This is a genomic window from Lutispora sp., assembly GCF_041687175.1.
Lineage (GTDB): Bacteria > Bacillota > Clostridia > Lutisporales > Lutisporaceae > Lutispora.
This window is the reverse complement of sequence record NZ_JAWLCK010000041.1, coordinates 1-22,443: the sequence shown is the minus strand read 5'-3', so window position 1 is coordinate 22,443 and position 22,443 is coordinate 1. Positions and strand designations below refer to the sequence as shown.

The window sequence follows — 22,443 nt, the reverse complement described above, 5'->3', positions numbered from 1 at the left end:
CAGTATTACTATATCCTTATATTTTATATCTCTGTAGCAGTCCAAATCTCTGTCATATACTCTGAAAGCCTGAGAATTCTCCCCTCCCATGCCCATAAGGCATAAAATTCTTTGACCTATGAGCCTGGCTTCTGCCTGTATGGAATCTAAATCCTCAACATCCTCAGCTTGAATGTTTTCTTCTTCATCCAGTTCTACCTTAACAGTTTCATCTTTTTTCAAATCTACTATGTGAAGCTCTATTTCATGGCAATCTGAAGTTTTCTCCATGTCATCCGGGTACAGGGCTCCGGGATTGAGAAATTCCCCCTGGTCATAATCTATTTCTCCGATATATGGAGACATTAGCTGTCGGAAAAGAAAATTGACTCCATCCAGAACTTCCTTTCTGCTTCTAAAGTTCTTAAAAAGCTTTATCTTCCTTTCCTTGGAATCCTCTTTTTCCGAATATCTCTTGTACTTATCCAAAAAAAGCTCCGGCTTAGCTTGTCTAAATCTATATATGCTTTGCTTCACATCCCCTACCATGAACACATTTGGTTCATCTTCATCTCTTTTGGATATAACGGAAAGAATGGCTTCCTGAACTAGATTGCTGTCCTGATATTCATCTACAAGTATCTCCTTAAATCTGTCTCTGATGCTCAGGGCTGCCGGCGACGGCTGGACTCTCCCCTCTTCATCCCTCTGAGTTAATATATTAAGACAAAAATGTTCCAAGTCATTGAAATCGATAATAGCTTTTTCTTTCTTCTTGTCAAGGTACATCTTGCTAAAGGCAGAGACCAAGGCGGAAAGGGTTGATATAACAGGATAGAGAGCTTCCAAGTCCCCCTTTATATCCTCAGAGCTGCAATTAAAAAATCCATCGCCCAAAGAGTTAATCCTATCCTTGGCTTCCTTCCTCAACTCCTTTAAAGTCTCATAGGCGGCTTTGTCTGCAGTCTTATGAGGCCCCTGCTGTCTGGAAAACTCCAGAGTGCTGTAGGTTTTGTACAGCTTATCCCATGATTCCTCAGCAGCTTCCCTCAGCAGCTTTATCATATTAATGTCATCTGACAGCTGGGCAGCACATTTCTCATAGCCTTGGTTCTCCCAGGCTATCTTTTCTGCCTTCAGCAGCTGATTCAGGGCACCATCTATCTCTACTCTGGCATGCTCCATGATTATTGTAGCCCAAGGTGTCTTGTGAAAATCCCACTGCCCTGTGGTGTCATAGGCATTGCACATTTTATCCAACCATTCCTGAGGCCAGGGGCTGCTCTGGACAAACTCAAAAATATTCAGTATCATATCCTGAAGCTTCTTATCATCCTTATTGCCACCGTAACGGTCCAAAAGGTATATAAAATCCTCATCTTCCTCTTCATATTTTTGCTCAAACAGTTCTTCCATGGTTTCCATCTTAAGAAGGACACTTTCTGTCTCATCGGCTATTCGGAAATTAGGATCCAAATCAAGCATGTGGAAGTTATTCTTAACTACATCCATACAGAAAGAATGGATAGTAGTAATGCTGGCCTTATTCAAAAGGAGCATCTGCCTTTGAAGCTTCTGGGACTCAGGCTTTTTCTCCAATTCCTTTCCCAAGGCTTCTCCTATCCTCTCTCTCATCTCCGAAGCTGCTGCATTGGTAAAAGTCACTATTAGCATGTTGTCTATATCTATTGGGTTTGACTCATCTATTATTTTTCTTATTATTCTCTCAACCAACACGGCAGTCTTACCTGCTCCTGCAGCCGCTGCCACCAGCAAATCACAGCCTGATGTTTCTATAGCAGACAACTGTTCCTTAGTCCAATTAGCCAACATCCTCACCTCCCTTGTCAGATTGCTCCCTTCCTAAGAGCCTCCATACATCCTCGTCCTTCATGTCTCCTATAACCCTAAACTTATTGGTTTCCCCTTCGAATCTGCAGATAGCAGAATAGGGGCAGTATTTGCAGGAAATAAATTTCTTCCTCTTATAGGGTGATATGGATATATTGCCGGAGAACATCTCCGCCGACAGTTTAATCAAAGTCTGTTTCACATGACTCTTCAGTTTTTCAAATTGCTCCATGGTAGCTGCCGAGGACCTGCTTCCTAAGCTTCCATCCTTTTTAATGCTAGCTGGTATTATTAAAGAGTCCCCTTCTATGGTCCTGTCCATCTGGATTATTACATCTTTATCCGCCAGTATCAATCCCTTCATCTTCATTTCCTTCATCAGCTTCTTTTCCACATCTTCATCGGAATTATTTCCATCCATTCTTAAAATAGGGTCATCTAATTTAAAGTAAAGTATGCCCGCAGGCATAAAGGGCTCTTTCTGACCCTTAAGCCCCTTTTCCCATATGGTGCTTAGATACGTTATGAGCTGGAGCTCTATTCCGTTATATACATCAGAAAGCTTAAAATCCTTGGAACCGGACTTATAGTCTATTACCCTCACATAGCTGCCTTTATCCGTTTCCAATATGTCTATCCTGTCGATTCTCCCAGTAAGAATAACCTGCTGCCCTCCAGGAAGATCCAAAGTGATGGCAGGAAGACCGTCATCCTGTCCAAAGGCCATTTCATAGGCTATAGGCTGGAAGCCGCTTCTTTTCACATGTTCCGCAATTAACCAAATGGACCGGGCTACCACTCTCTTGAGCCTATCCTTCAGATAGCCATACCTCTTTGACCTTTTGAAAGGCAATTCCTGAGAAGACTCTATTATTTCATCCACAATTTTTGATATCTGAGCCTGACACCAAGCCTCATCCACATCTTGCCACTTCATTCCCTCAGCTTCCAATTCCTCTGAAAATCTGCTTATGACTAGATGTAGGAAACTACCTATATCAGGTGCTTCCAATTTCATTACCTTTCTCTCCTTAGCCTTCAATCCATATTGGACATAAAAGGAGAAAGGACAGGAAGCAAATCTCTCCAGACGAGATACGCTGGAATAATGAACATTTCCATAAAGCTTGTTTACTTTTTCCCTTCCGAGAGGTTTCTCTTCATTGCTATAGTATAGGCCTTGAGCTACATTCTTTAGCTTATCCTTCCATTGATCATTGTTCAAAAACCACAGATAAACTTCCTTCCATATTTCTGCATTCATGTCATCATTCATGAGGCTCCTCAGGAAGCCTACAAGATAGTTAAAGGATGGGAGAGGCGGCCCTATAAGTTCTGCGGCTTCTCCTTCTCCTAGAACTGTGCTTCCAACCACCATTTTGGGGAAAAGCTTCTTCAACTTATTTATTACATAGGAAGGCCTCAAAGCTTTGCCTTCATGATCTGCCACTGGATAGCTGAGCCTTACATATTTTCCGGCTTTGGTCAGGGTGGTGTAAAGAAGATATTGCTCCTGAAAGGCCTTTGTCTTTGTGTCTAAAGCCAGTTCCAATCCCAGGGATTTTAATAGCTCCCTATCCCTGTCAGAAAGCATCCCCTCATCTTTAGCCGCTGCCGGAAATACTCCGTCATTTACCCCCAGGATAAAAAGGGAATGAATTTCATGACTTCTCCACCTATCCACGCTTCCCACCAGCAGTTGATCCGATGAATGAGGTATTATTCCCATATCATATTGGGCAAAACCTATATTCAAAAGGCTGAAAAAATGTTCCAAGTCCATCTTTTCATCGCCGCTTATCTCAACAACCTGATCCAACACCTGAATTATTACATCCCATATCTGCTTGTACTCTTCTGCGATTTCAAGTTCTCCTCTCTGGGTGTATATCAATATCAGCTCTTCTATTCGTTCGGGTATGCCTATTTCACATAGGAATTCATAGAGGCATAGACACATTTCCCTGGCTGACTTAGCTTCCTTGAATCCTCCTTTTAGCTTTATAAGAGGATTTATTATATTCTGTCTCACAGTATTAACCCTATCTATTACTTCTCTTTCTTCCACTGTAGGTTCTTCTTCACCGAAGGAATGGTTAAGTCTGTATTCCCATTGCTGCTGACTATACCACTGGCTTCCCCTGATTCCATTAGCCAGCACATAATTCTCCAATAAATCCACATCTGCTCTGTCTACACCTGCAAGTCCTGTCTTCAAATATCTGAATACACTCTCATATGTAAAATTCTTCTGTATAATTCCAATAGCAGACAACACCAGCATAGCCAAGGGATGATCTGCCACTGCCCTCTTCTTGTCTATGAAAAAGGGTATATCATACTGGGTAAATATGATTCTCACCAATTTTTCATAGCTGTCCAAATCCTTGGTAACCACCGCCATGTCCTTGTATCTCAGTCCCCTGTCTCTGCAAAGATGTATTATTTCACGCGCCACTGCTTCCACTTCACTGTATGGATTTGCAGCACACATTATACCAAGACTCCTGGTTTCATCCTTATAGATTGTATAAGGATAAGAAAAGAAATATTTCTCCAGATGGGCTATTGCCCAATTTCGGGAAAATCTTACTGGAACTTCTCCTTCCATCCTTAAAGGCTTATCTATCCCAGCTCCCAGTTCCTGAGCCAGTTCCATCAAGCGGCTGCATGTATATTTAGTAGGAGAGAACACATCCACATCCTGTATCTTTTCCCTATCTATGAGGCAATCTGTGCATAGGCATATATTGACACGGCTGCACAGCTTCAAAAGCTTTTTTATTACCTCATATTCCTGAGGTGTGAAGCCTGAAAATTCGTCAATCCATATTTCTGCATTTATCAGCTTTTTACTTCTGTCTATTCGTTTAGCCAGTATGGTAAGATCGTCATCAATATCTATGTATCTGCTATGAACCATTTCTTCATATTTCTTATATATGAGGCTCAAATCCTCCAGCTTATCTTTAAGAAATCTATCCTCTACCTGTTCCTTTGTATCATCAAGCAAGTCCGGACTTACATTGTATCTTTTGAACTCACTTAGCATACCTGAAAGCCTGTCTACAAAACCTCTCTGACCTGCTGCTCTGCCAAAGGCTCTAAAGCTGCTTTTTTCTTTCTCCAGTATACTGTATATGATCATAGCCTTGCCTGCTGAATTAACATGCTGTCTGGCGGCTCCTCCTACCTCGTCAAGAACCCTGCGGGCAAGACCTTTGAAGCTCATCACTTCTGCTTCTCCGATACCTGATGCCCCTAATGCCTTCACCAGGTTTCTTTCTGCCTCAAGAGTAAACTGCTCAGGCACCATGAGTATCAATGTCTTATCAGGATATTGAGCTTTAGCTCTCCTTATATCTTCTATACAAAACCGGCTTTTGCCGGAACCGGCTCTGCCATAAATTATCCTCAGGCTCATACAATCACCAACCTAGTCTTTTTATAAATTATATCATATAGACTGTCCGAATGTTGACATCTATTTACTTGACATTTTAGGACCTCGTGCTATACTAATATTAACGTTAACTGAAGTTAACATCTGGATTTTGCATTATTTTAAAGTATTATAATTATGCCACGAAGGCATATGCTTTCTCAAAGGAAGCATTTGTTTTGTGGTATTTTTTATTTTTGGAGGGAATATAATGAAGAAATCATCAACATTAAAGCTAGTTCTTTCTGGACTTTTTACCGCCATAGGAGTTGGGCTCCCTATAGCCTTCCATGCTTTTTCTTTATCAGGCACCATGTTTCTACCTATGCATATCCCCGTCTTGTTATGCGGACTTGTATGCGGTTGGAGATATGGAATGATTACAGGAATTATAGTTCCTATAATATCCAGTTTCCTGACAGGTATGCCACCTCTTTATCCTGTCGGCATCGCCATGGCTCTTGAGTTGGCTGCTTACGGTGCTATCATTGGAATATTGTCAGAAAGAATGAATGTAATAGCTGCCCTTGTAGGAGCCATGCTTGGAGGCAGAGTTGTATTGGGTATTTCAAATGTAATACTCATGGGTCTTGCAGGGAAATCTTATGCCTTTTCTGCATTTATAGCCGGCGCCTTTGTAACAGCTCTCCCCGGGATCATCCTGCAACTTATACTTATTCCTGCAATATACTTAATTCTTGAGAAAAGCAATCTGCTAAAGAAAGTGGCATAACCATGATCCAACATCAATTCTGTACTGATATTCTTAATAGAATTGACAATTTACTGGCTGAAGGCAAGGAAATAACGATAGCAATAGACGGCAATAGTGGGAGCGGTAAAAGCACTTTGGCTCATGATTTGAGTAAAATTTATGATTGCAATGTTTTTCATATGGATGATTTTTTTCTACGTCCTGAGCAGAAAACGGTGAAAAGAATTCAGGAAGTTGGGGGAAATGTAGATTATGAGCGATTCAAGCATGAGGTGCTTGATAAACTAAAGAAAAACCAAGAATTCAAATACCAGATATATGACTGTTCCCAAGGGAGACTGACAGACTACATCAAAGTCTCCCCTAAAGGGCTTAACATAGTGGAGGGTGTATATTCCATGCACCCCACTCTAAGGCATTATTATGATCTTAAGATTTTCCTATGTATTGATGCAGAAACCCAGAGTCAACGAATCCTTGAGAGAAGCGGCAAATATATGCTGCAGCGATTTCTTAACGAATGGATACCCTTGGAAAATGAGTACTTCTCAAAGATGAGGATCTCTGAAATATGCGATCTAGTAATTACATGTTCTTAATAAGCTCATCGGTTATTTCCACCACCTGCTTTATATATTCTGACATAGGCAGGTTCTGGGCTCCTACCACATGGCTGTTGCATTTGTTTACAGGGATCAATATCTTTTCAGCTTTGCTCTGTCCAATGGCCATGGCAATGGCGGGGGTAACCTCGCCTATCATGGAGTCAGCTATAACAATACCTATGGGGCCAATGATTATATCCGCATCTTTGCTTGCAACCACCACTGGATTTTCACCTGTAGCTCCATAGTCAGCTCCGGCTTTCATCATGGCTGCAGTAGCTATGCTGTTTGTACCGATGGCTATCAGTTGGAGAGAAGGGTGTTTTTCTTTCAATTGTTCCACTACCATTTTTCCCATTCTTCCTCCCTGGCCGTCAATTATTACTATCTTCATTAGTCATGCTCCTTTCTTACGTTTTTTCCTTTCATGTTATTCTGAGCATCAATATTATCTCCATAGAAGATTTATTTACCTAAATTTTAACACAGCTTTAGTCCAAATCATAGTTGTAACACAAAAAGACAAAACCGGCAATCGCCGGTTCTATCTGGTTATTTCTCTTGTCTCAAGGCCTTCACTAATGCTACACATGCGAATATCATGACTATGGCAAAGGGGAAGGCTGCCGCAATGGATGCAGTCTGAAGTGCCTCCAAACCTCCTCCTAGTAACAATGCAAATGCAAGCAAAGCCTGTACCACACCCCAGAGTATTTTCTTTGAGTTTGTCGGATTTAAATCTCCCTGCTGTGACATCATTCCCAATACAAAGGTTGCTGAGTTTGCTGATGTTATGAAGAAAGTACCCAACAGGAATACTGCAATAACCGATATTATAAATCCCAAGGGATATTTGTTCGTGACTATGAAGAATGCTGTTTCCGTAACCTTTATAGCTTCTGCTGCCACATCTGATCCAAGATTTATGCCTAGTGTTCCGAATACTGCAAACCAAATAAAAGAGGCAAGAGTTGGAGCTAGTATAACGCCTAGAACAAACTCCTTTATAGTTCTTCCTTTTGATATTCTTGCGATGAATGTGCCTACAAATGGCGCCCATGCTATCCACCAAGCCCAATAGAATATGGTCCATTTACCAATCCATTTGTTGTCACCAAAGGCTTCAATATGAAAGCTATCATAAATAAATTTATCAAAATAGTTACCAATCCCGTTTGTCAGAGAATTCAACATGGCAACCTTAGGTCCAACGATTATGGATAATGCCAATATTGCAAATGCCAAAACCAGATTTAAATCAGACAACATTTTTATACCTTTATCTATTCCACTGACAGCAGTCCATATATATATAACTGTTATAACAGCGATTATTGTAAGTTGTACAATTGTTGTGGCAGGCAATCCAAACATGAAGTTAAGTCCGCTGTTTATCTGAAGTGTTCCAATACCAAGGGATGTAGCAACACCTGCTACTGTGGCAAATATTGCAAGTATATCAATAGTTTTACCTATAGGTCCTCTAACACCCTTTTCACCAATAAGTGGCAGGAAGATGCTGCTTATGAGACCAGGTGCATTTTTTCTAAATTGGAAATATGCAAGTGCCATACCTATAACCGCATAGTTTGCCCACGGATGGATACCCCAGTGGAAAAATGACTGCTTCATGGCAAAGTTGGCTGCTTCTACTGTAGCACCTTCTAAGCCCAAGGGGCTAAGATAATGATTCAATGGTTCAGCTACTCCCCAAAACACAAGTCCTATACCCATTCCAGATCCGAAGAGCATTCCAAACCAGGAAACTGTACTGAATTCAGGCTTTGAATCATCCGATCCCAGCTTTATATTTCCATACTTTGAAAAGCCTATTATAATGCAAAATACTACGAATAGGAACATGGATATGAGATAGAACCAACTGAAATTATCCACTAAATAGTTAAATAAAGCATTTGCAGCATTTCCAAAGTTGGCTGGAGCTATAAGTCCCCAGCCAACAATGGCAAATACCACTATCAAGGAAATAATATATACCGTATTGTCTTTTTTAACTTCCTTCATATGGTAATCCTCTCAATTCATTATATTTTAACTTTGAACACAGTTTGTTCTTTTATATCTGTTGTGAGAGCATCTAAGGCAACACCTACTCTGTGATAACGAAGCTTGAATTGAACTTCCTTCGGTGAGCTTGGATCACCAAGAGGATATGGTATTGATATTGTAGGTACCATTCTATTTGAACCCACAGTCTTTGCAACAGGTATTAGATTAGCCATTTGCACTATGGTTATACCTGCCTTTTCAATTTCTTTTGTCATCGTTGCACCGCAACGTGTACAAGTACCTCAGGTGGAGGTGAGTATAACTGCCTTGACACCATCAGCTACAAGCTCTGCAGCTATCTCTCTTCCCATTCTTGCTGCCTCTGCCTGTGTGGTACCGGTACCAACTGTAGCGTAGAAGTACTTGTATACTCCTCCTATCTTTCCTTCCTTTTCATAAGCTCTAAGAGCATCCAAAGGAACTATAACATCTGGGTCAGCATTGGCTGCAGCAGGATCAAAGCCGGCATGAATTGTCATGTATTCACCTTCTACCAAATCGTCAAGCTCTGAAATATCGTATTTGCCCCATTTAGTAGCTGATGCAGATTGAATCCTGTCTGGATTTCCAACGGGCACAATACCTCCGGAGGTTACCATGGCAACCTTTATCTTGCTTAATTCATCCGGTGAAATAGCCGGCGCTATAGGAACCAAATCTGATGGAGGTATCGGAAGCTCACTTTGGAACTTTTCTCCCCTTATCTTTTTAAGAAGCATATTGATTACCCTGTCTGCTGCATTTACAGGAGGGTTAAGATATACCTGCTTCCTTATGCCTCTTCCGAAATAGCCTTCCTCTTCAGCTGAAAGAAGCTCCTCTCCATTCATAAGCTTTATAGCAAATTTAGCCATTGCGGCTACATCTTTTCTCATGGAGGCTGCACTTGCTCCGCCTTTAAAAATGTACATATCTTTTTTGAACATTTCAACACCGGGGTTTTCTTCATTCATTGAAGTTATTACCGGTACATTGAATTTCTCTTTTACAGCTTTGCATATGTTTCCGCAGGCACTTCCGTATCTTCCGGCTCTGAATGCAGGTCCTGCAAAGAATATATCAAATTCTTTTCCTTCAAGAAAACCCAATATTGTTTTTATAGCCTCTTCCTGTCTTGAGCCCATGAAGTTATCACCACATATGATTGTATGTGTAACTTGATACTCATCACCAAGCTGTTTTTGAAGCTCCATAGCCGGTCCTACCAAACCTTCTCTTATCTCAGGAGCATGATCGGCCATTTCTTCTCCGCCTATTTGCCCAAAAAATTGATTTATATATAAAATAGCTTTTTTCATTTATTGCACCTCCCTAAAACTCTTTCATGGTCTTCGTTGACCAGCCTACAACCATATCGCCGCAGAACATGGCATTGTTTTCCATTATAATTGAGCCGTCTTCCCTGACAGATGGGCCTAGTATTGCATCATTACTCCATCCGCCGGACAGACCGTCTCTAGCTAGGGATTCAAGCTCTCCTATTACTGTTTCCATAGGAGGAAGTTCAATCAGTTCAGAAACATTTCCACAGGATACTATGGCATTTGCTTTTTCATCCAAAGCAACCAAGGGCTGTGAAGCGCCATCTCTTCCTGTACATTCATTAGTGAGACCTATAGTCTTGACTCCTGCATCTTCTAAAGCAACTATACATGCTATAAAATCAGCATCAGGATTTCCATAACCCTCTTCAGCTACAATAGCCGAGTCAGCGCCTAAAGATTTTGCCATCTGTGCCACAAAAAGAGCGGCTCTTTGCTTCTGTTCAAGGGCAACATTCAGGTTTGACATTATAACTCCCAGGAAGTTAATGGTCTTCCCATGCTCTTGATATAGTCTTTTTATCATAGGGAAGTTTTGAAAATCGTAAGTTGACCATTTTGAAGAGCAAGGCATAAATGAACCTGATATCATAGCCCCATCTAACACTTCATTGGGATGCATGAAGGTTGGAAGCATCCTATTGCAATCCCAGCCATAAGCCAGATCGTTATATCCTAATTCCTCCATCTGTGATTGAGGCTGAAGTACAAGAACTACGCTTGGAAGTGCATTTACTTCTGCTGATCTCTTTGTTACAGGTTCCAGTTCATAAACTTCTGTTTCTTCCGGTTCAAGATTCTCGACACATTTGCCTACGTATTCAGCAAGTCTCATACCTGCCCATCTTAAGGCATGATTTTTCTTCTGTTGTTCTCTTTTTTCGAAGTCCTCATCGGTATCTGCAACTAGAACCAGATTTTTCAGCTGTGAAAAATAAGTATATTTTGCTCCTTCGCCGCCCATATCGATAAGTCCATCCTGGAAACCACCCCAGTGCCTTCCAACTACGAGTATGCTTGAATCCTTAAGAGCATGAATCTTGCCATCTCCGGCCTGCATAAGCTCTCCAGTCACTCCTGGGAACACCGGACCTCCACCTACACGGCATCTCGCTTCAATAGCTTCCTTGACAGGAACCAGACGAACCATATCTCCGGGTTTAACAATATGAAGATCCGCTTCTGTAATATGTTCATCTTCAAAAACAACGCCCAGGGCTTCTTCTTTATTGATAGTCAAAAGACCATCCTTGAATTCTGTTTTAGCACCAAACACGATGTCCTTTACATAGAAATTTCCAATTTCCAGTCTCATTTTTGCACTCCTCTCAATGCCATTTTTTAATAGCATAAGTATGTTATTTTTGTAACATTTTAATTGTAACACAAAACAGTTTGTAATGTAAACATGTTTATTTATTAAACGTATTTATAATAGCTTCACTTGTTTCTTCTATAAATCAATAAAAAAGACTCTATTACAATTAGTTATATCAATTTTTATTAATGTAATTTATGTCTTCCTCTGAACTATAGAGATTATTATATTTCTCAATATGTAATTCCCATGCTATAATTATTATTGAATTCTAGTTAATGAATGAGGTATTAATAATGAGCGTTGATAAAAAAACTTTACAGAAAAGAAGAATGATGGGATATTTTATTGATGCCGCCAAGCAGATAATAGATGAAAGAGGCATAGAAGCTCTATCTGCCCGTGAAGTGGCAGACATAGCAGGCTATAATAGTGCTACACTATATAATTATTTTGATGATTTGGAGCACCTGACTTTCTACGCATCATTAAGTTATCTCAAAGACTATATTTACGACCTTAAATGCCATATGAAGAGCGCCAAAAATCCCATAGAAAGGTATCTTAAGGTATGGGAGTGCTTTTGTCGTCACTCTTACAGCATGCCAAAAATTTATTATGAGATATTCTTTGGAAGACACAGTACCAAACTGAACAATTCTATAAAGGACTATTATTCAATATTTCCTGAAGAATTAGAGGACATGGAGGAAGACATAAAACCAATGCTTCTTGGTCAGGATATATATGAAAGAAACCTTACATTGCTCAGACCATGCATAAATGCAGGTTATATAAAAGTAGAAGATATAGATAAATTAAACGAAATGGTAATACTCATATATCAAGGTCTGCTTACAAGACTTGTCAAAGGCCAGACCAACTATTCAGCAGAAGAAGCCAAAGAAAAAACCCTCTTTTATTTAAAGCAAGTTTTTATATCCTTTGGAGTTTGTGTTTGATTCAACAGGTAGGGTTCTCAATGGATCATAGTATATTATCGTATAAAATATCAAAAACTACTTTCAAATCTAAATCTTCATATTGAGGAGGTATTTTATGCGTGAAGGATTGATCCCTGCATTACTTGGTACTGCAGTTACAGCCACAGGTACCGCAATGAGGGTCCGAGACATGCGTAGGCATGGTATGACCAAAAGGGATACAAGAGTAGCAATAGGAGCAGGCCTCATCGGTTTAGGTCTCGCCCATATCGCTCTCGGCAGCATAGACCTTTTTCAAAACGGAAGATCTTAGATTGGAAATGCGGGGCTAGTATGCCCCGCATGAATTATTTTATAAAGCTTTATTCTATACTTTTTCCAGCTTCATTCCTGTATTGTGTCCATTAAGATCCTGTTTCTCGAAGCTATCATCCTCGACCCGTTCTATTGCATCTGCCAATGTTTCTGTCTTTATATAATCTTCATAGATGTTGACTGCGTTTGCTATTTCATCATCGCCATCGTAGAATATTTTTATTCTATCCAACATTTCATAGCCATTGTTCTTTCTCATCTGCTGAACCTTGGATATAAACTCTCTCGCATAGCCTTCATCCAAAAGTTCCTGGGTAAGGGTTGTTTCCAGTATTACAAACAGATTATTCTCCATGCCTACTGTGAAACCTTCCTTGGCTGTTATGGTGATGAGAACATGATCCTTAACCACATCAAGGGTTTCTCCATCAACAGTAAGCTTGAGAGTTTCGCCTGCTTCCAGCTTCTTCACTGCTTCTGCTCCATCAACTTCTGCCAAAGCTTTACCCAATAGTTTTATCTTTGGACCAAATATGGGGCCTGCAACCTTGAAGTTTGGCTTCAGGCTGAATTCCATATATTCATCAAGATGCTTTGCAAATACTACTTCTTTTACATTTAGCTCTTCCTGGAATAAAGGTACAAGATCCTTTATCAATTCTTCATATTTGCCATCTATCAATACTTCTGCAATTGGTTGTCTTACCTTGATTCTTACCTTTTCTCTTGCAGCTCTGCCCAGGCTTACCAAATCTCTTACAAGATCCATTCTTTCCTCTATATGAGGTTCCAATAGTTCCTTATTCGCTACTGGATAGTCAGCCATATGGACTGATAATTCGCCTGTCAGGTCTTTATACATTTCTTCTGCCATAAAAGGTGAGAAAGGTGCTATAATCTTGGTCAATCCAACAAGTATTTCATAGGTTGTATTGTAAACTGCCTTTTTATCATCAGTTAATTCTGTTGCCCAGAATCTCCTTCTTGATCTTCTTATATACCAGTTGGAAAGATCTTCGTTGACAAAGTCCTGTATCTTCCTTACTGTCTTTGTCAAATCATATATAGACATTTCATATTCGATTTGAGCCAGCAAGTTATTGTACTTGGAAAGTATCCATTTGTCCAATTCAGGTCTGTCTTTATACTCTATGAAGAATTCCCTCGGGTCTATATTATCTGTGTTTGCATATAGTGTAAAGAAGGAGTATACATTTCTCAATGTGCCGAAGAATTTGCTGAGGACTTCCTTAAGACCATCTTCGTCAAATCTGGTAGGTGTCCAGGCAGGTGATACATAAAGGAGATACCATCTCAATGCATCGGCACCATATTTGTCAAACATTTCAAAGGGGTCAACTGTATTGCCTCTGGATTTTGACATCTTATGGCCGTCCTTATCCAGTATCAAATCATTTACCAATACCCTCTTGTAAGGGGAAGTTCCCATTACAAAGGTGGATATGGCCATAAGTGAGTAGAACCAACCTCTGGTTTGGTCTATACCCTCGCATATGAAATCTGCAGGGAAAAGCTCATGGAAGTTTTCCTTGTTTTCAAAGGGATAGTGATGCTGTGCAAAAGGCATTGAACCACTATCGAACCAACAATCAATTACCTCAGGAACCCTTGTCATTGTGCCGCCGCATTTATCACATTTCAGATGAACTTGGTCTACATAAGGCCTGTGCAATTCAATACTTTCGTCTATTTCTTCTATGGCCCTTTCAATTAACTCTTTCCTGGAACCAACGGAAGTGATATGGCCACATTCACATTTCCAGATATTCAAAGGTGTTCCCCAGTATCTGTTTCGTGATAAAGCCCAGTCATTTACATTTTCCAGCCAGTTGCCAAATCTTTTTTCTCCTACAAAGTCCGGATACCATTCAACCTTACTATTGTTTTCTACCAACTGGTCTCTAAGTTTTGTCATTTCAATATACCATCCGGGCTTAGCATAATATAATAGAGGTGTCTGGCATCTCCAGCAGTGGGGATAATTGTGGGCCATCTTTTCTTTCTTGAAAAGCTTACCTTCCTGAGCCAACCATTTTATTATATCCAAATCCGCATCCATTACGAACTGGCCTTCCCAGGGTGTAGTGGTGAATTTACCTGTTTCATCAACAGGTTGGAATACGGGAAGATCATATCTTCTGCCTGTATTATAGTCATCTTCACCAAAGGCAGGGGCAGTATGAACTATACCTGTACCGTCTTCTGTAGTTACATAATCTGCAACGGTTACATAAAATGCTTTCTTGTCAGCTTCTATAAAGGGCATCAGCTGCTCATATTCCATGTATTCTAGATCCTTGCCTGAAAGCTCTTCCAATACTTCAAAATCTTCTCCCAGAACCTTCTTGGAAAGATGTTTTTCTACATAATATATTGTATCGTCCTGTTTAACCTTAAGATAGGTTTCTTCAGGATTTACGGTCAATGCCACGTTAGATGGAAGAGTCCATGGTGTGGTAGTCCATACCAGGAAGTATTCATCCGCATCTTTTCTCTTAAACTTTACTATTACAGTATTGGTTTTTACTTCCTTATAACCTTGAGCTACTTCGTGGGAAGCCAAGCCTGTACCACAGCGACTGCAGTAGGGCAATATCTTGTGGCCTTCATACATGAGGCCTTCTTTGAAAAATTTGTCCAGTATCCACCATTCGCTCTCTATATAGTCGTTGTCCAGTGTTATATAAGGGTTATCCATATCTATGGAGTATCCCATTCTCTCAGTCATTTCTCTCCACTGTTTTTCATATGTGAATACAGACTCACGGCATTTCTCATTGAACTCTGCTATTCCGTAATTCTCAATCTCTTGCTTGCTGGAAAGCTTCAGTTCCTTCTCAACTTCTATTTCAACAGGCAGTCCGTGAGTATCCCAGCCTGCTTTTCTTTTGACCTCATGGCCCTTCATGCTTTGATATCGGCATACAGAGTCCTTCAAAGTTCTAGCAATTACATGATGTATGCCAGGCCTGCCATTAGCTGTTGGAGGTCCTTCGTAGAATATAAAGGGTTTTGCTCCTTTTCTATTTGCAACCACTTTGTCGAGAATGTCTACTTCTTTCCAAAACTCGGATATTTGTTTTTCTCTCTCTGCTACCGGTTTCTCTGAAAGAGGTTTAAATTTCATTAGACTCATCTCCTTGCATATTTGTATAAATGAAAAACCCTATGGCAAAAACCATAGGGACGTTTGGACACGCGGTACCACCCTCATTACAGCCCAAAACAGGCTGTCACTCGGTAAATTTAACGCATTACTGCGGAATACCCTACTGAGCTTCGAGCATCCGGCTCCAAGGTGATCTTCGTCAAGAGCTCTGCAAATAATCTTTCACCAAACGATTATCTCTCTGAATGCATCATCTCCTGCTACTGTCCTCTTCATGGCCATTCAAATAGCTTTTTTCACAATTAAGCTACATTGTACACCAACTGAATACATTTTGTCAATACTTAGTCTTTAACTAATATTAATTATTAATATAATATGAAACCTTTCTTATAATCCATAGGAAAGTATAAATCTACCTTAGTGTTAACTTTCCGTAATGGATTTCAAGAAAGGTTTCCTTGGTCGTTATAAATGCTTCAATAGGAAACCTTTCTTATTCCATACTATGTATTAGTCTATAAAATGAAACAATTTATGTTTCTTGAAGGAAATCATAAACAAATGTAGAATCATTCTAATTAAGCGTTTCCGAGTTATGGTGCCTAAGTTTATATAATATGGCGCATAACCGGCAGGGTATAAATAGAAATGTTTATGCCTCCTCATTTTGGAAAGGAAACAGCAAGAAGCAGTTTCCTTTTAGACTGCTTTTTATTTTATCCAAAAATGATAATTAAGGAACATAATTATGAATAAAAAATTTCTATTTTTATCTCTCATAGCTATATTATCCTTTTTTACCGGTATAATATTCTTCATGCCAACAGATACCAGTGGTTTGCCTATCCTCAATAATGAGGAATACCAAACATCCGGTTTTGCTGTGTATACTGAAGACGGCGATATTATTTATACAAATAGCATTGAGAGCATAAGAAAAAGTATTTTCGGCAGCACCATGGTAACAACAGATAGTCAAACACTTAATAATCCCATTGGTATAGTTGAAAATCCACCCACTCAAAGTATTATATCAATAAAAGATATGGCGCTAAAATCTCTTGATAATGATAATAAAGTTCTAATAATATATATAGACGGCTTGGGCTATGACTTATATAAGAAAGCTATAGACTTAGGTATTATACCTTGCTTAGAATCAACAGGCATAGCTGAGAAGGCTTTGACAGTTTATCCCACCATAACCGATGTAACCTTTGCAGCTATGGTTACCGGAACCACACCCAAATATACAGGTATACATAATAGAGAGAAGAAGCCACTGGAGATTCCCACCATATTTGATAAAGCAGCGGAGATGGGTAAAACTTCAAAGGTTATAGAAGGCAACATAAAAATCATCATAGATGAGGTGGAAACCATTCTTAATATAGATGAAAACAATAACGGTACCATAGATGATGAAATATACAATAAAGCTCTGGAGGAGCTAAAAAACCCTCCTGATGTGTTATTGGTACACTTCCATTCCTATGATGATTTTGGTCATAAATATGGTCCAAATTCAGATGAAGCATTGGCCCAGCTTGGGGTTTTAGACTCCTATATAAAAGATCTCCTGGGTAGATTTAATGGAGATGTGATCATAACATCAGATCATGGCATGCATGATGAAGGTGAGGGAGGCGCCCATGGGAGCTTCTCAGAATCGGATTTGTTTATTCCTATTTGGACTCTGTTCTTGAAGAACACGGATTAGCACTGAGATAACCACGGATTTACACGGAGGTTTTTTGAAACCACTAAAAGGCACTAAAACTTCACTAAAAACACTAAAGAGTATAATTAATTATGCACATACTGCAGTTACCATAAAGCCAGTCAAAAGGATATAATATCGTACGAATTCTCTAATTTAGATTTCGCAAAGAGTCACTAGCAAAGTTAACAAAAATGCTCTATTATATATCTTTTGGACTTCACTGTATAGAAGAAAGCTACAGTATCTAGGGAATAATCATATGTGCAAGTGAACATATGATTATTTCCAGTACAGCAGCATCCTTATATATAGAATTAAGCATGTTTACCATAGTGAAAAATCATAAAAGAAGCAGGTGCTATATGAGCAAATTTTTTAGAAAATTTTCCATGTATGAGCTGGCAGTCATATCTCTGGCGGCGGCTTTGGGTGTTGGGATAAAACCCATAATAGTTCCCCTGGTACACATAATTACAGGTCCCCTATACATCCCCGGCGGTGCTGCAGCCGGCGGCTTTTACATGCTTTGGATAGTATTGGGACTAGGTATAACCAGAAAAATAGGCACCGGTACCCTTATAGGCTTTGTTCAGGCTTTACTGGTGATGATTACAGGAGTATACGGGAATCATGGAGCCGTGAGCTTAATAACATATACAATACCGGGTCTCTTTGTAGATATGGGAGCCTTGATATTAAGGAAAAATTTTACTACACCTTCAGGCTTTTTCATTCTTGGTTTATTGGCAAATATTTCGGGAACTTTCCTATCATCCATGGTCTTTTTCAGACTTCCCCTTATACCCTTGCTTCTATCCATCAGCGCAGCATCGCTCTCAGGAGGACTTGGAGGACTTATAGCATATAAGATAATGATCACAATAAACGGGCGGGGTGATATATATGAAAAATAAGAAGCTAATACTGGTTATTGCAATACTGGCAGTTGTTACACTGGCTTTAGGTTATATAAATATGAGAAGCATTAACAATGCTGGAACCGAAGAGGGCACCATAACCTTCAAGTGGGGCGAAAACACAGCAGCTTTAAGCTTTGAAGAAATCACTGTCATAGAAAATCATGAGTTCAAAGCTATAGAAGATACCTCCACTTCAGGCCCTGCTTCTAGAAAGTATAAAGGAGTATTTCTTAAGGATGTACTGAACAGGGCAGGTATAGATGATTCAACCATAGAATCCGCTACAAGGGTTACAGTAAAAGGCTTGGACGGCTATGTAATTGCTATGGCTGCCCAAGAGGTTTTGTCAGATAATGTTTACCTGGCCTTTGAGAAAAACGGAAAGCCTTTGGGAAATATGAAAAACGGAGGCAGCGGTCCATTTCAGCTAATTGCAGTTTCCGATTCCTTCAGCCAACGCTGGTGCAAATATGTGATTGAGGTAAACCTGGAATGAAGGCTATAATAGAAGTAAGAAATTTATCCTTCAGATATACCAATAGGGATCCCCTTATATTGGATTCCATTGATTTAGATATAGAAAGGGGCAGCATAACATCCATTGCAGGCTTGAGCGGCTGTGGTAAAAGCACTTTAGCTTTTTGCCTTTGCGGGGCCATTCCAAAGAGCATGCCTGGCATAATGGAAGGCAGCATTATGATTGATGGGGCAGACATAAAGGAACTAAGTCTCCCCAATCTTGCCAAGAAAATCGGGATGGTCTTTCAAGATGTGGACAACCAGCTTTTTTTGCCTACTGTAGAATCTGAAATAGCCTTTGCCCCTGAAAACCTTTGCCTTCCTTATGAGGATATTGAGAAAATCATTAACAGAGTTATAAGTATGCTGAACATTGGACATTTGAGATATAAAAATCCCTCTCACCTTTCCGGAGGAGAAAAGCATCTTGCGGCTATAGCTTCAATTCTCAGTCTTGACCCAGATATAATAATATTGGACGAAGTACTGTCAGAATTGGACAGAGAAAATAAAGAGTTGATAAAAAATGTGATTAAAATTCTCAATGAAGCAGGAAAAACAATCATTATAATAGATCACAGCATTAAGAACCTTATGGTAGCTGATACCATTTTGCTCATGAGAAAAGGCAGAATTGAAGATAGAATTGAGGTTGATGATAGCCATGAGCTTTTATACAATAGACTCACTGACTTTTACTTACAACAACAACAATAATAATCTGTTTGAGAATCTGAATTTTCTCATAGAAGGAAACCAGCATATTGGACTTATAGGCCCCAATGGCTGCGGTAAAACCACCTTGGCAAAGCTGATGCTGGGAATCCTTAGACCCACTGATGGAAGAATACTGTTAGAGGGCACAAACATAAGGAATATTTCCCTATCCTATATAGGAAGCAAGGTGGGCTATGTATTTCAAAACCCGGACAAGCAGTTGTTCTGCCCCACTGTTTGGGAACAGATGAGCTTCAGCTTCAACTATGGCAGCCAATCCTCCCAGAAAAATATTGAGGACAAGATTAATTATTACTTAGAAATATTTGACCTGGCAAAGTACAAGGATGCATCTCCCCTTACTCTTAGTCGAGGAGAAAAACAGAGGCTGGCTTTGGCTTCCGTATTGTCCAGGGATGTGAAGTTTTTAATATTGGATGAACCCACCACCGGCCTTGATTTATTGCGCAAAAAGCAGCTGGAAAAATGTCTCCTCACATTAAGGAATGAAGGAAAGGGCTATATGATAATAAGTCACGAAGCCAGGTTTCTGGACAGGTATGTTGATAAACTCCTTACCCTGGGTCCGAAAGGAGTTGATGTCTGTTGATAAACCTTGATCCCAGAACCAGAATCTTTATAGTTCTTATTATTTCTTCTGCTGCAATAATAATTAAAGATATAAAACCTCTTGTGCTTATGCTGCTTATGACATTGCTTTTATGCAAGCTTTTTTCCATATCAATATCAGGCACGATGAAAAAGCTTAGGAAGCTATGGTATTTTTTTATTGTATTGACATTGATTCAAAGCCTTTTTACACATAGCGGCGATATCTTATTAGCTTTAGGTGGCATAAGGATTTTGACTACAGCAGGCTTGGAAGCGGGTGTTTCTATAATTCTGAGAATGTCCATAATAGTTTATTCAGCCATGATTATTGCTTCTGCTTCTTCCATGGACATAGTATACGGCTTGACAGCCATGAAGCTGCCTCAGGAAATTGGATTTATGGTCCTTCTTGCCATTAAGTTCCTGCCATTATTCAGAGAGGAATTTACCGACTCTATTATAGCAGTTCAGTTATCAGGAGCTGATTTAAGAAGGATACCCTTAGGCCAGAAGCTTTCCCTATATACATATATATTGACTCCTTCCGTTATAAAAGCTCTAAACAGGGCAAGATATATATCCCTCTCCATGGAATCCAGAGGCTTTAGGGCATACCCTACAAGAACCTGCTACCGTAAGCTAAAGATGAAAGTAGCAGATTATTTCACAATACTGGTCGCATTGGCATCTACTATAGCAATATTTTCATTTAATTGAGGGAGGCACAATCGATGAAAATCATATCAGTTTATGGATATACGAAATCAGGTAAAACCACCACTGTAGAATGTCTTATTAAGGAGTTGAAGCGGCGAAATTATACCATCGGCACAGTTAAGGAAATACACTATGAGAAGTTTGCCATAGATATGGAGGGCTCAAATACAGACAGGCATTGGAAAGCAGGTGCTGATCTTGTCACTGCCAGAGGACTTTACGAGACAGATATACTGTTCAAGCATAAATTATCAATGCCGGAAATATTGAGGTATTATACCCAGGATTATGTAATATTGGAAGGTGTCACTGATTTTGATGTGCCCAAGATACTTTGTGCTTCTTCCATAGAGGATGTGGAAAAGAGGATGGATGCCAGTGTCTTTGTATTAAGCGGAGTTATAAGCAATAAAATAAATCGTTATAAAAACCTCCCTGTCATCAATGCTGTTTCCGATATAAACAGGTTGACAGATCTGGTGGAGGAAGTCGCATTGGATTGGGAGTCAGTATAATGGATATTGAAATTCTTGAAAGATTACATAGCAAGCGAAATCAGGTATATAAGGTAAGATATAATGATGGCAGCGATAAGTTGGGGGTTATGAAAAAATACGATTCCAATAATCATAAACTGCTGGAAACTGAATACGAAAACATGAAAAAGCTCTTGGATCATGGTATATCCATACCCAGAGTAATCTATAAAGACAGCCGCTGCCTTATAACAGAATATATCCATGGATACCTGGTCAATGACTTGGTAGAAATGCTGGATATGGGAGATTGGATTGATAAACTGGCCTTATGGATGGCCAGCTTCCACAAGATTGCCGGCTTAAAGGGGAACCTTCTGAAGGGAGATGTAAACCTGAGAAATTTCATATATAGTCAGGGTAACATCTATGGTTTAGATTTTGAAGACCTTGATTATGGAGAACCCAGAAGAGACTTGGCTAATATCTGCTTTTTCATTCTTACCAACAAACCCTCCTTTACAAGGGAGAAGCATATGATGATTAGAGCTTTCCTTAATAGCTATGAAAAATACTCAGAAAATAAGCTGGAAAGCATGGGTAGATATCTTCTATGGAGCAGGGAAGAAGCCAAAAGACGAAGAGCCGTGAAAATACTTGAATAATATTGCATTGACAATTTTCAAACATTATAATATATATAGAATTGCCAAAATTTTATACACAATACTCCGATTTTATTCATCTAAACAAACATGGATTTGCATGAGGAATAAAACGATAGGGTATTGCGGGAAACTGCAGTGCCTTCCAGTGCGAAAAGGAGTAACGCATCATTAATTTAACTTCTTTTTGCACAAAAAGAAGTTTTTTTGTTTCACAGAAAAATCTATTGAGAGGTGAAGATGATCAAAAACAAAAAGCTGATGAAATACATTTTATAGGAGGATGGTTATGAATAATTTAAAGCACATTAAGTTTCTCTTCAAAAAAGGCTTATCCTTTGCAGTAATTCTAGCACTTATATTTTCTTCATTAGGAACCATTGCATTTGGAGAAGCCTGG

At 39.5% G+C, this 22,443-nt stretch carries 19 protein-coding genes, 2 riboswitches and 1 other annotated feature; of the genes, 12 read left to right on the top strand and 7 right to left on the bottom strand.

All coding sequences use genetic code 11. The features are described 5' to 3' along the window. Both ACESM9_RS07970 and addB read right to left on the bottom strand, forming a co-directional pair. Positions 1 to 1,809, bottom strand: a 1,809-nt coding sequence (locus tag ACESM9_RS07970; RefSeq protein WP_372997048.1) for a UvrD-helicase domain-containing protein, incomplete at its 3' end; no start/stop codon positions are given. Continuing rightward, entirely contained in the window at positions 1,802 to 5,254 is a 3,453-nt protein-coding gene (gene addB / locus ACESM9_RS07965) for a helicase-exonuclease AddAB subunit AddB (protein WP_372997046.1), read from the bottom strand. The genes ACESM9_RS07970 and addB, both read right to left, overlap by 8 nt. 229 nt (positions 5,255 to 5,483) lie before the next feature. On the opposite strand from addB, the gene ACESM9_RS07960 reads away from it, so the two are divergent. Together ACESM9_RS07960 and ACESM9_RS07955 are read left to right on the top strand one after the other, a co-directional pair. Then, complete coding sequence (locus ACESM9_RS07960; RefSeq protein ID WP_372997044.1) at positions 5,484 to 6,005, top strand: ECF transporter S component; 522 nt, start codon at positions 5,484 to 5,486, stop codon at positions 6,003 to 6,005. Between the two features lie 2 nt (positions 6,006 to 6,007). After that, entirely contained in the window at positions 6,008 to 6,586 is a 579-nt protein-coding gene (locus ACESM9_RS07955; RefSeq protein ID WP_372997042.1) for a uridine kinase, read from the top strand. On the opposite strand, the gene ACESM9_RS07950 is transcribed toward ACESM9_RS07955, so the two are convergent. From ACESM9_RS07950 to ACESM9_RS07935, 4 genes are all read right to left on the bottom strand, one after another. After that, positions 6,573 to 6,986 (bottom strand): DUF3842 family protein, encoded by a 414-nt coding sequence (locus tag ACESM9_RS07950; RefSeq protein WP_372997040.1) that lies wholly within the window; start codon positions 6,984 to 6,986, stop codon positions 6,573 to 6,575. The two genes, ACESM9_RS07955 and ACESM9_RS07950, sit on opposite strands and share 14 nt — an antisense overlap. A 158-nt stretch (positions 6,987 to 7,144) precedes the next feature. Continuing rightward, a complete protein-coding gene (locus tag ACESM9_RS07945) occupies positions 7,145 to 8,617 on the bottom strand; it encodes a BCCT family transporter (RefSeq protein WP_372997038.1) in 1,473 nt (490 codons plus the stop codon). A gap of 20 nt (positions 8,618 to 8,637) precedes the next feature. Further along, positions 8,638 to 9,960: a betaine reductase selenoprotein B gene (gene grdH / locus ACESM9_RS07940; RefSeq protein ID WP_372997036.1), complete on the bottom strand. Its 1,323-nt coding sequence runs from the start codon at positions 9,958 to 9,960 to the stop codon at positions 8,638 to 8,640. 13 nt (positions 9,961 to 9,973) lie between these two features. Further along, positions 9,974 to 11,299, bottom strand: coding sequence for a glycine/sarcosine/betaine reductase component B subunit (locus tag ACESM9_RS07935; protein ID WP_372997034.1), 1,326 nt, complete (start codon positions 11,297 to 11,299; stop codon positions 9,974 to 9,976). A 299-nt stretch (positions 11,300 to 11,598) separates the two neighbouring features. On the opposite strand from ACESM9_RS07935, the gene ACESM9_RS07930 reads away from it, so the two are divergent. Then, on the top strand, positions 11,599 to 12,264 hold the full coding sequence (locus ACESM9_RS07930; protein ID WP_372997032.1) for a TetR/AcrR family transcriptional regulator: 666 nt from the start codon (positions 11,599 to 11,601) through the stop codon (positions 12,262 to 12,264). A 97-nt stretch (positions 12,265 to 12,361) separates the two neighbouring features. Further along, complete coding sequence (locus tag ACESM9_RS07925; protein WP_372997030.1) at positions 12,362 to 12,559, top strand: asparagine synthase; 198 nt, start codon at positions 12,362 to 12,364, stop codon at positions 12,557 to 12,559. Positions 12,560 to 12,613: 54 nt separating this feature from the next. On the opposite strand, the gene ileS is transcribed toward ACESM9_RS07925, so the two are convergent. Next, positions 12,614 to 15,718, bottom strand: coding sequence for an isoleucine--tRNA ligase (gene ileS / locus ACESM9_RS07920; RefSeq protein ID WP_372997028.1), 3,105 nt, complete (start codon positions 15,716 to 15,718; stop codon positions 12,614 to 12,616). A 43-nt stretch (positions 15,719 to 15,761) separates the two neighbouring features. Next, positions 15,762 to 15,976: a binding site (T-box leader), on the bottom strand. Positions 15,977 to 16,268: 292 nt separating this feature from the next. Next, positions 16,269 to 16,388, top strand: a riboswitch (molybdenum cofactor riboswitch). A 54-nt stretch (positions 16,389 to 16,442) separates the two neighbouring features. Between ileS and ACESM9_RS07915 the strand changes: the two genes are divergently transcribed. The 8 genes from ACESM9_RS07915 (at position 16,443) to ACESM9_RS07880 (ending at position 22,043) form a co-directional block, all read left to right on the top strand. Further along, the gene (locus ACESM9_RS07915; RefSeq protein ID WP_372997026.1) at positions 16,443 to 17,414 is read left to right on the top strand and encodes an alkaline phosphatase family protein; all 972 of its coding nucleotides are present in this window, start codon (positions 16,443 to 16,445) and stop codon (positions 17,412 to 17,414) included. A gap of 365 nt (positions 17,415 to 17,779) precedes the next feature. After that, positions 17,780 to 18,331, top strand: coding sequence for an ECF transporter S component (locus tag ACESM9_RS07910; RefSeq protein ID WP_372997024.1), 552 nt, complete (start codon positions 17,780 to 17,782; stop codon positions 18,329 to 18,331). Further along, the gene (locus tag ACESM9_RS07905; RefSeq protein ID WP_372997022.1) at positions 18,321 to 18,833 is read left to right on the top strand and encodes a molybdopterin-dependent oxidoreductase; all 513 of its coding nucleotides are present in this window, start codon (positions 18,321 to 18,323) and stop codon (positions 18,831 to 18,833) included. Before ACESM9_RS07910 ends, ACESM9_RS07905 begins: the two co-directional genes overlap by 11 nt. Beyond that, positions 18,830 to 19,573 carry an energy-coupling factor ABC transporter ATP-binding protein gene (locus ACESM9_RS07900; RefSeq protein WP_372997020.1) on the top strand — a complete coding sequence of 248 codons (744 nt, stop codon included), beginning with the start codon at positions 18,830 to 18,832 and terminating at the stop codon, positions 19,571 to 19,573. Before ACESM9_RS07905 ends, ACESM9_RS07900 begins: the two co-directional genes overlap by 4 nt. Beyond that, the gene (locus ACESM9_RS07895) at positions 19,521 to 20,183 is read left to right on the top strand and encodes an energy-coupling factor ABC transporter ATP-binding protein (RefSeq protein ID WP_372997018.1); all 663 of its coding nucleotides are present in this window, start codon (positions 19,521 to 19,523) and stop codon (positions 20,181 to 20,183) included. The genes ACESM9_RS07900 and ACESM9_RS07895 overlap by 53 nt, the downstream gene beginning before the upstream one ends. Further along, complete coding sequence (locus tag ACESM9_RS07890) at positions 20,180 to 20,902, top strand: energy-coupling factor transporter transmembrane component T family protein (protein ID WP_372997016.1); 723 nt, start codon at positions 20,180 to 20,182, stop codon at positions 20,900 to 20,902. Before ACESM9_RS07895 ends, ACESM9_RS07890 begins: the two co-directional genes overlap by 4 nt. A gap of 14 nt (positions 20,903 to 20,916) precedes the next feature. After that, positions 20,917 to 21,417 carry a molybdopterin-guanine dinucleotide biosynthesis protein B gene (gene mobB, locus ACESM9_RS07885; protein WP_372997014.1) on the top strand — a complete coding sequence of 167 codons (501 nt, stop codon included), beginning with the start codon at positions 20,917 to 20,919 and terminating at the stop codon, positions 21,415 to 21,417. Next, positions 21,417 to 22,043, top strand: coding sequence for an RIO1 family regulatory kinase/ATPase (locus ACESM9_RS07880; protein WP_372997012.1), 627 nt, complete (start codon positions 21,417 to 21,419; stop codon positions 22,041 to 22,043). The genes mobB and ACESM9_RS07880 overlap by 1 nt, the downstream gene beginning before the upstream one ends. A gap of 52 nt (positions 22,044 to 22,095) precedes the next feature. Then, a riboswitch (molybdenum cofactor riboswitch) is annotated at positions 22,096 to 22,218 on the top strand. Positions 22,219 to 22,443: the final 225 nt, after the last annotated feature.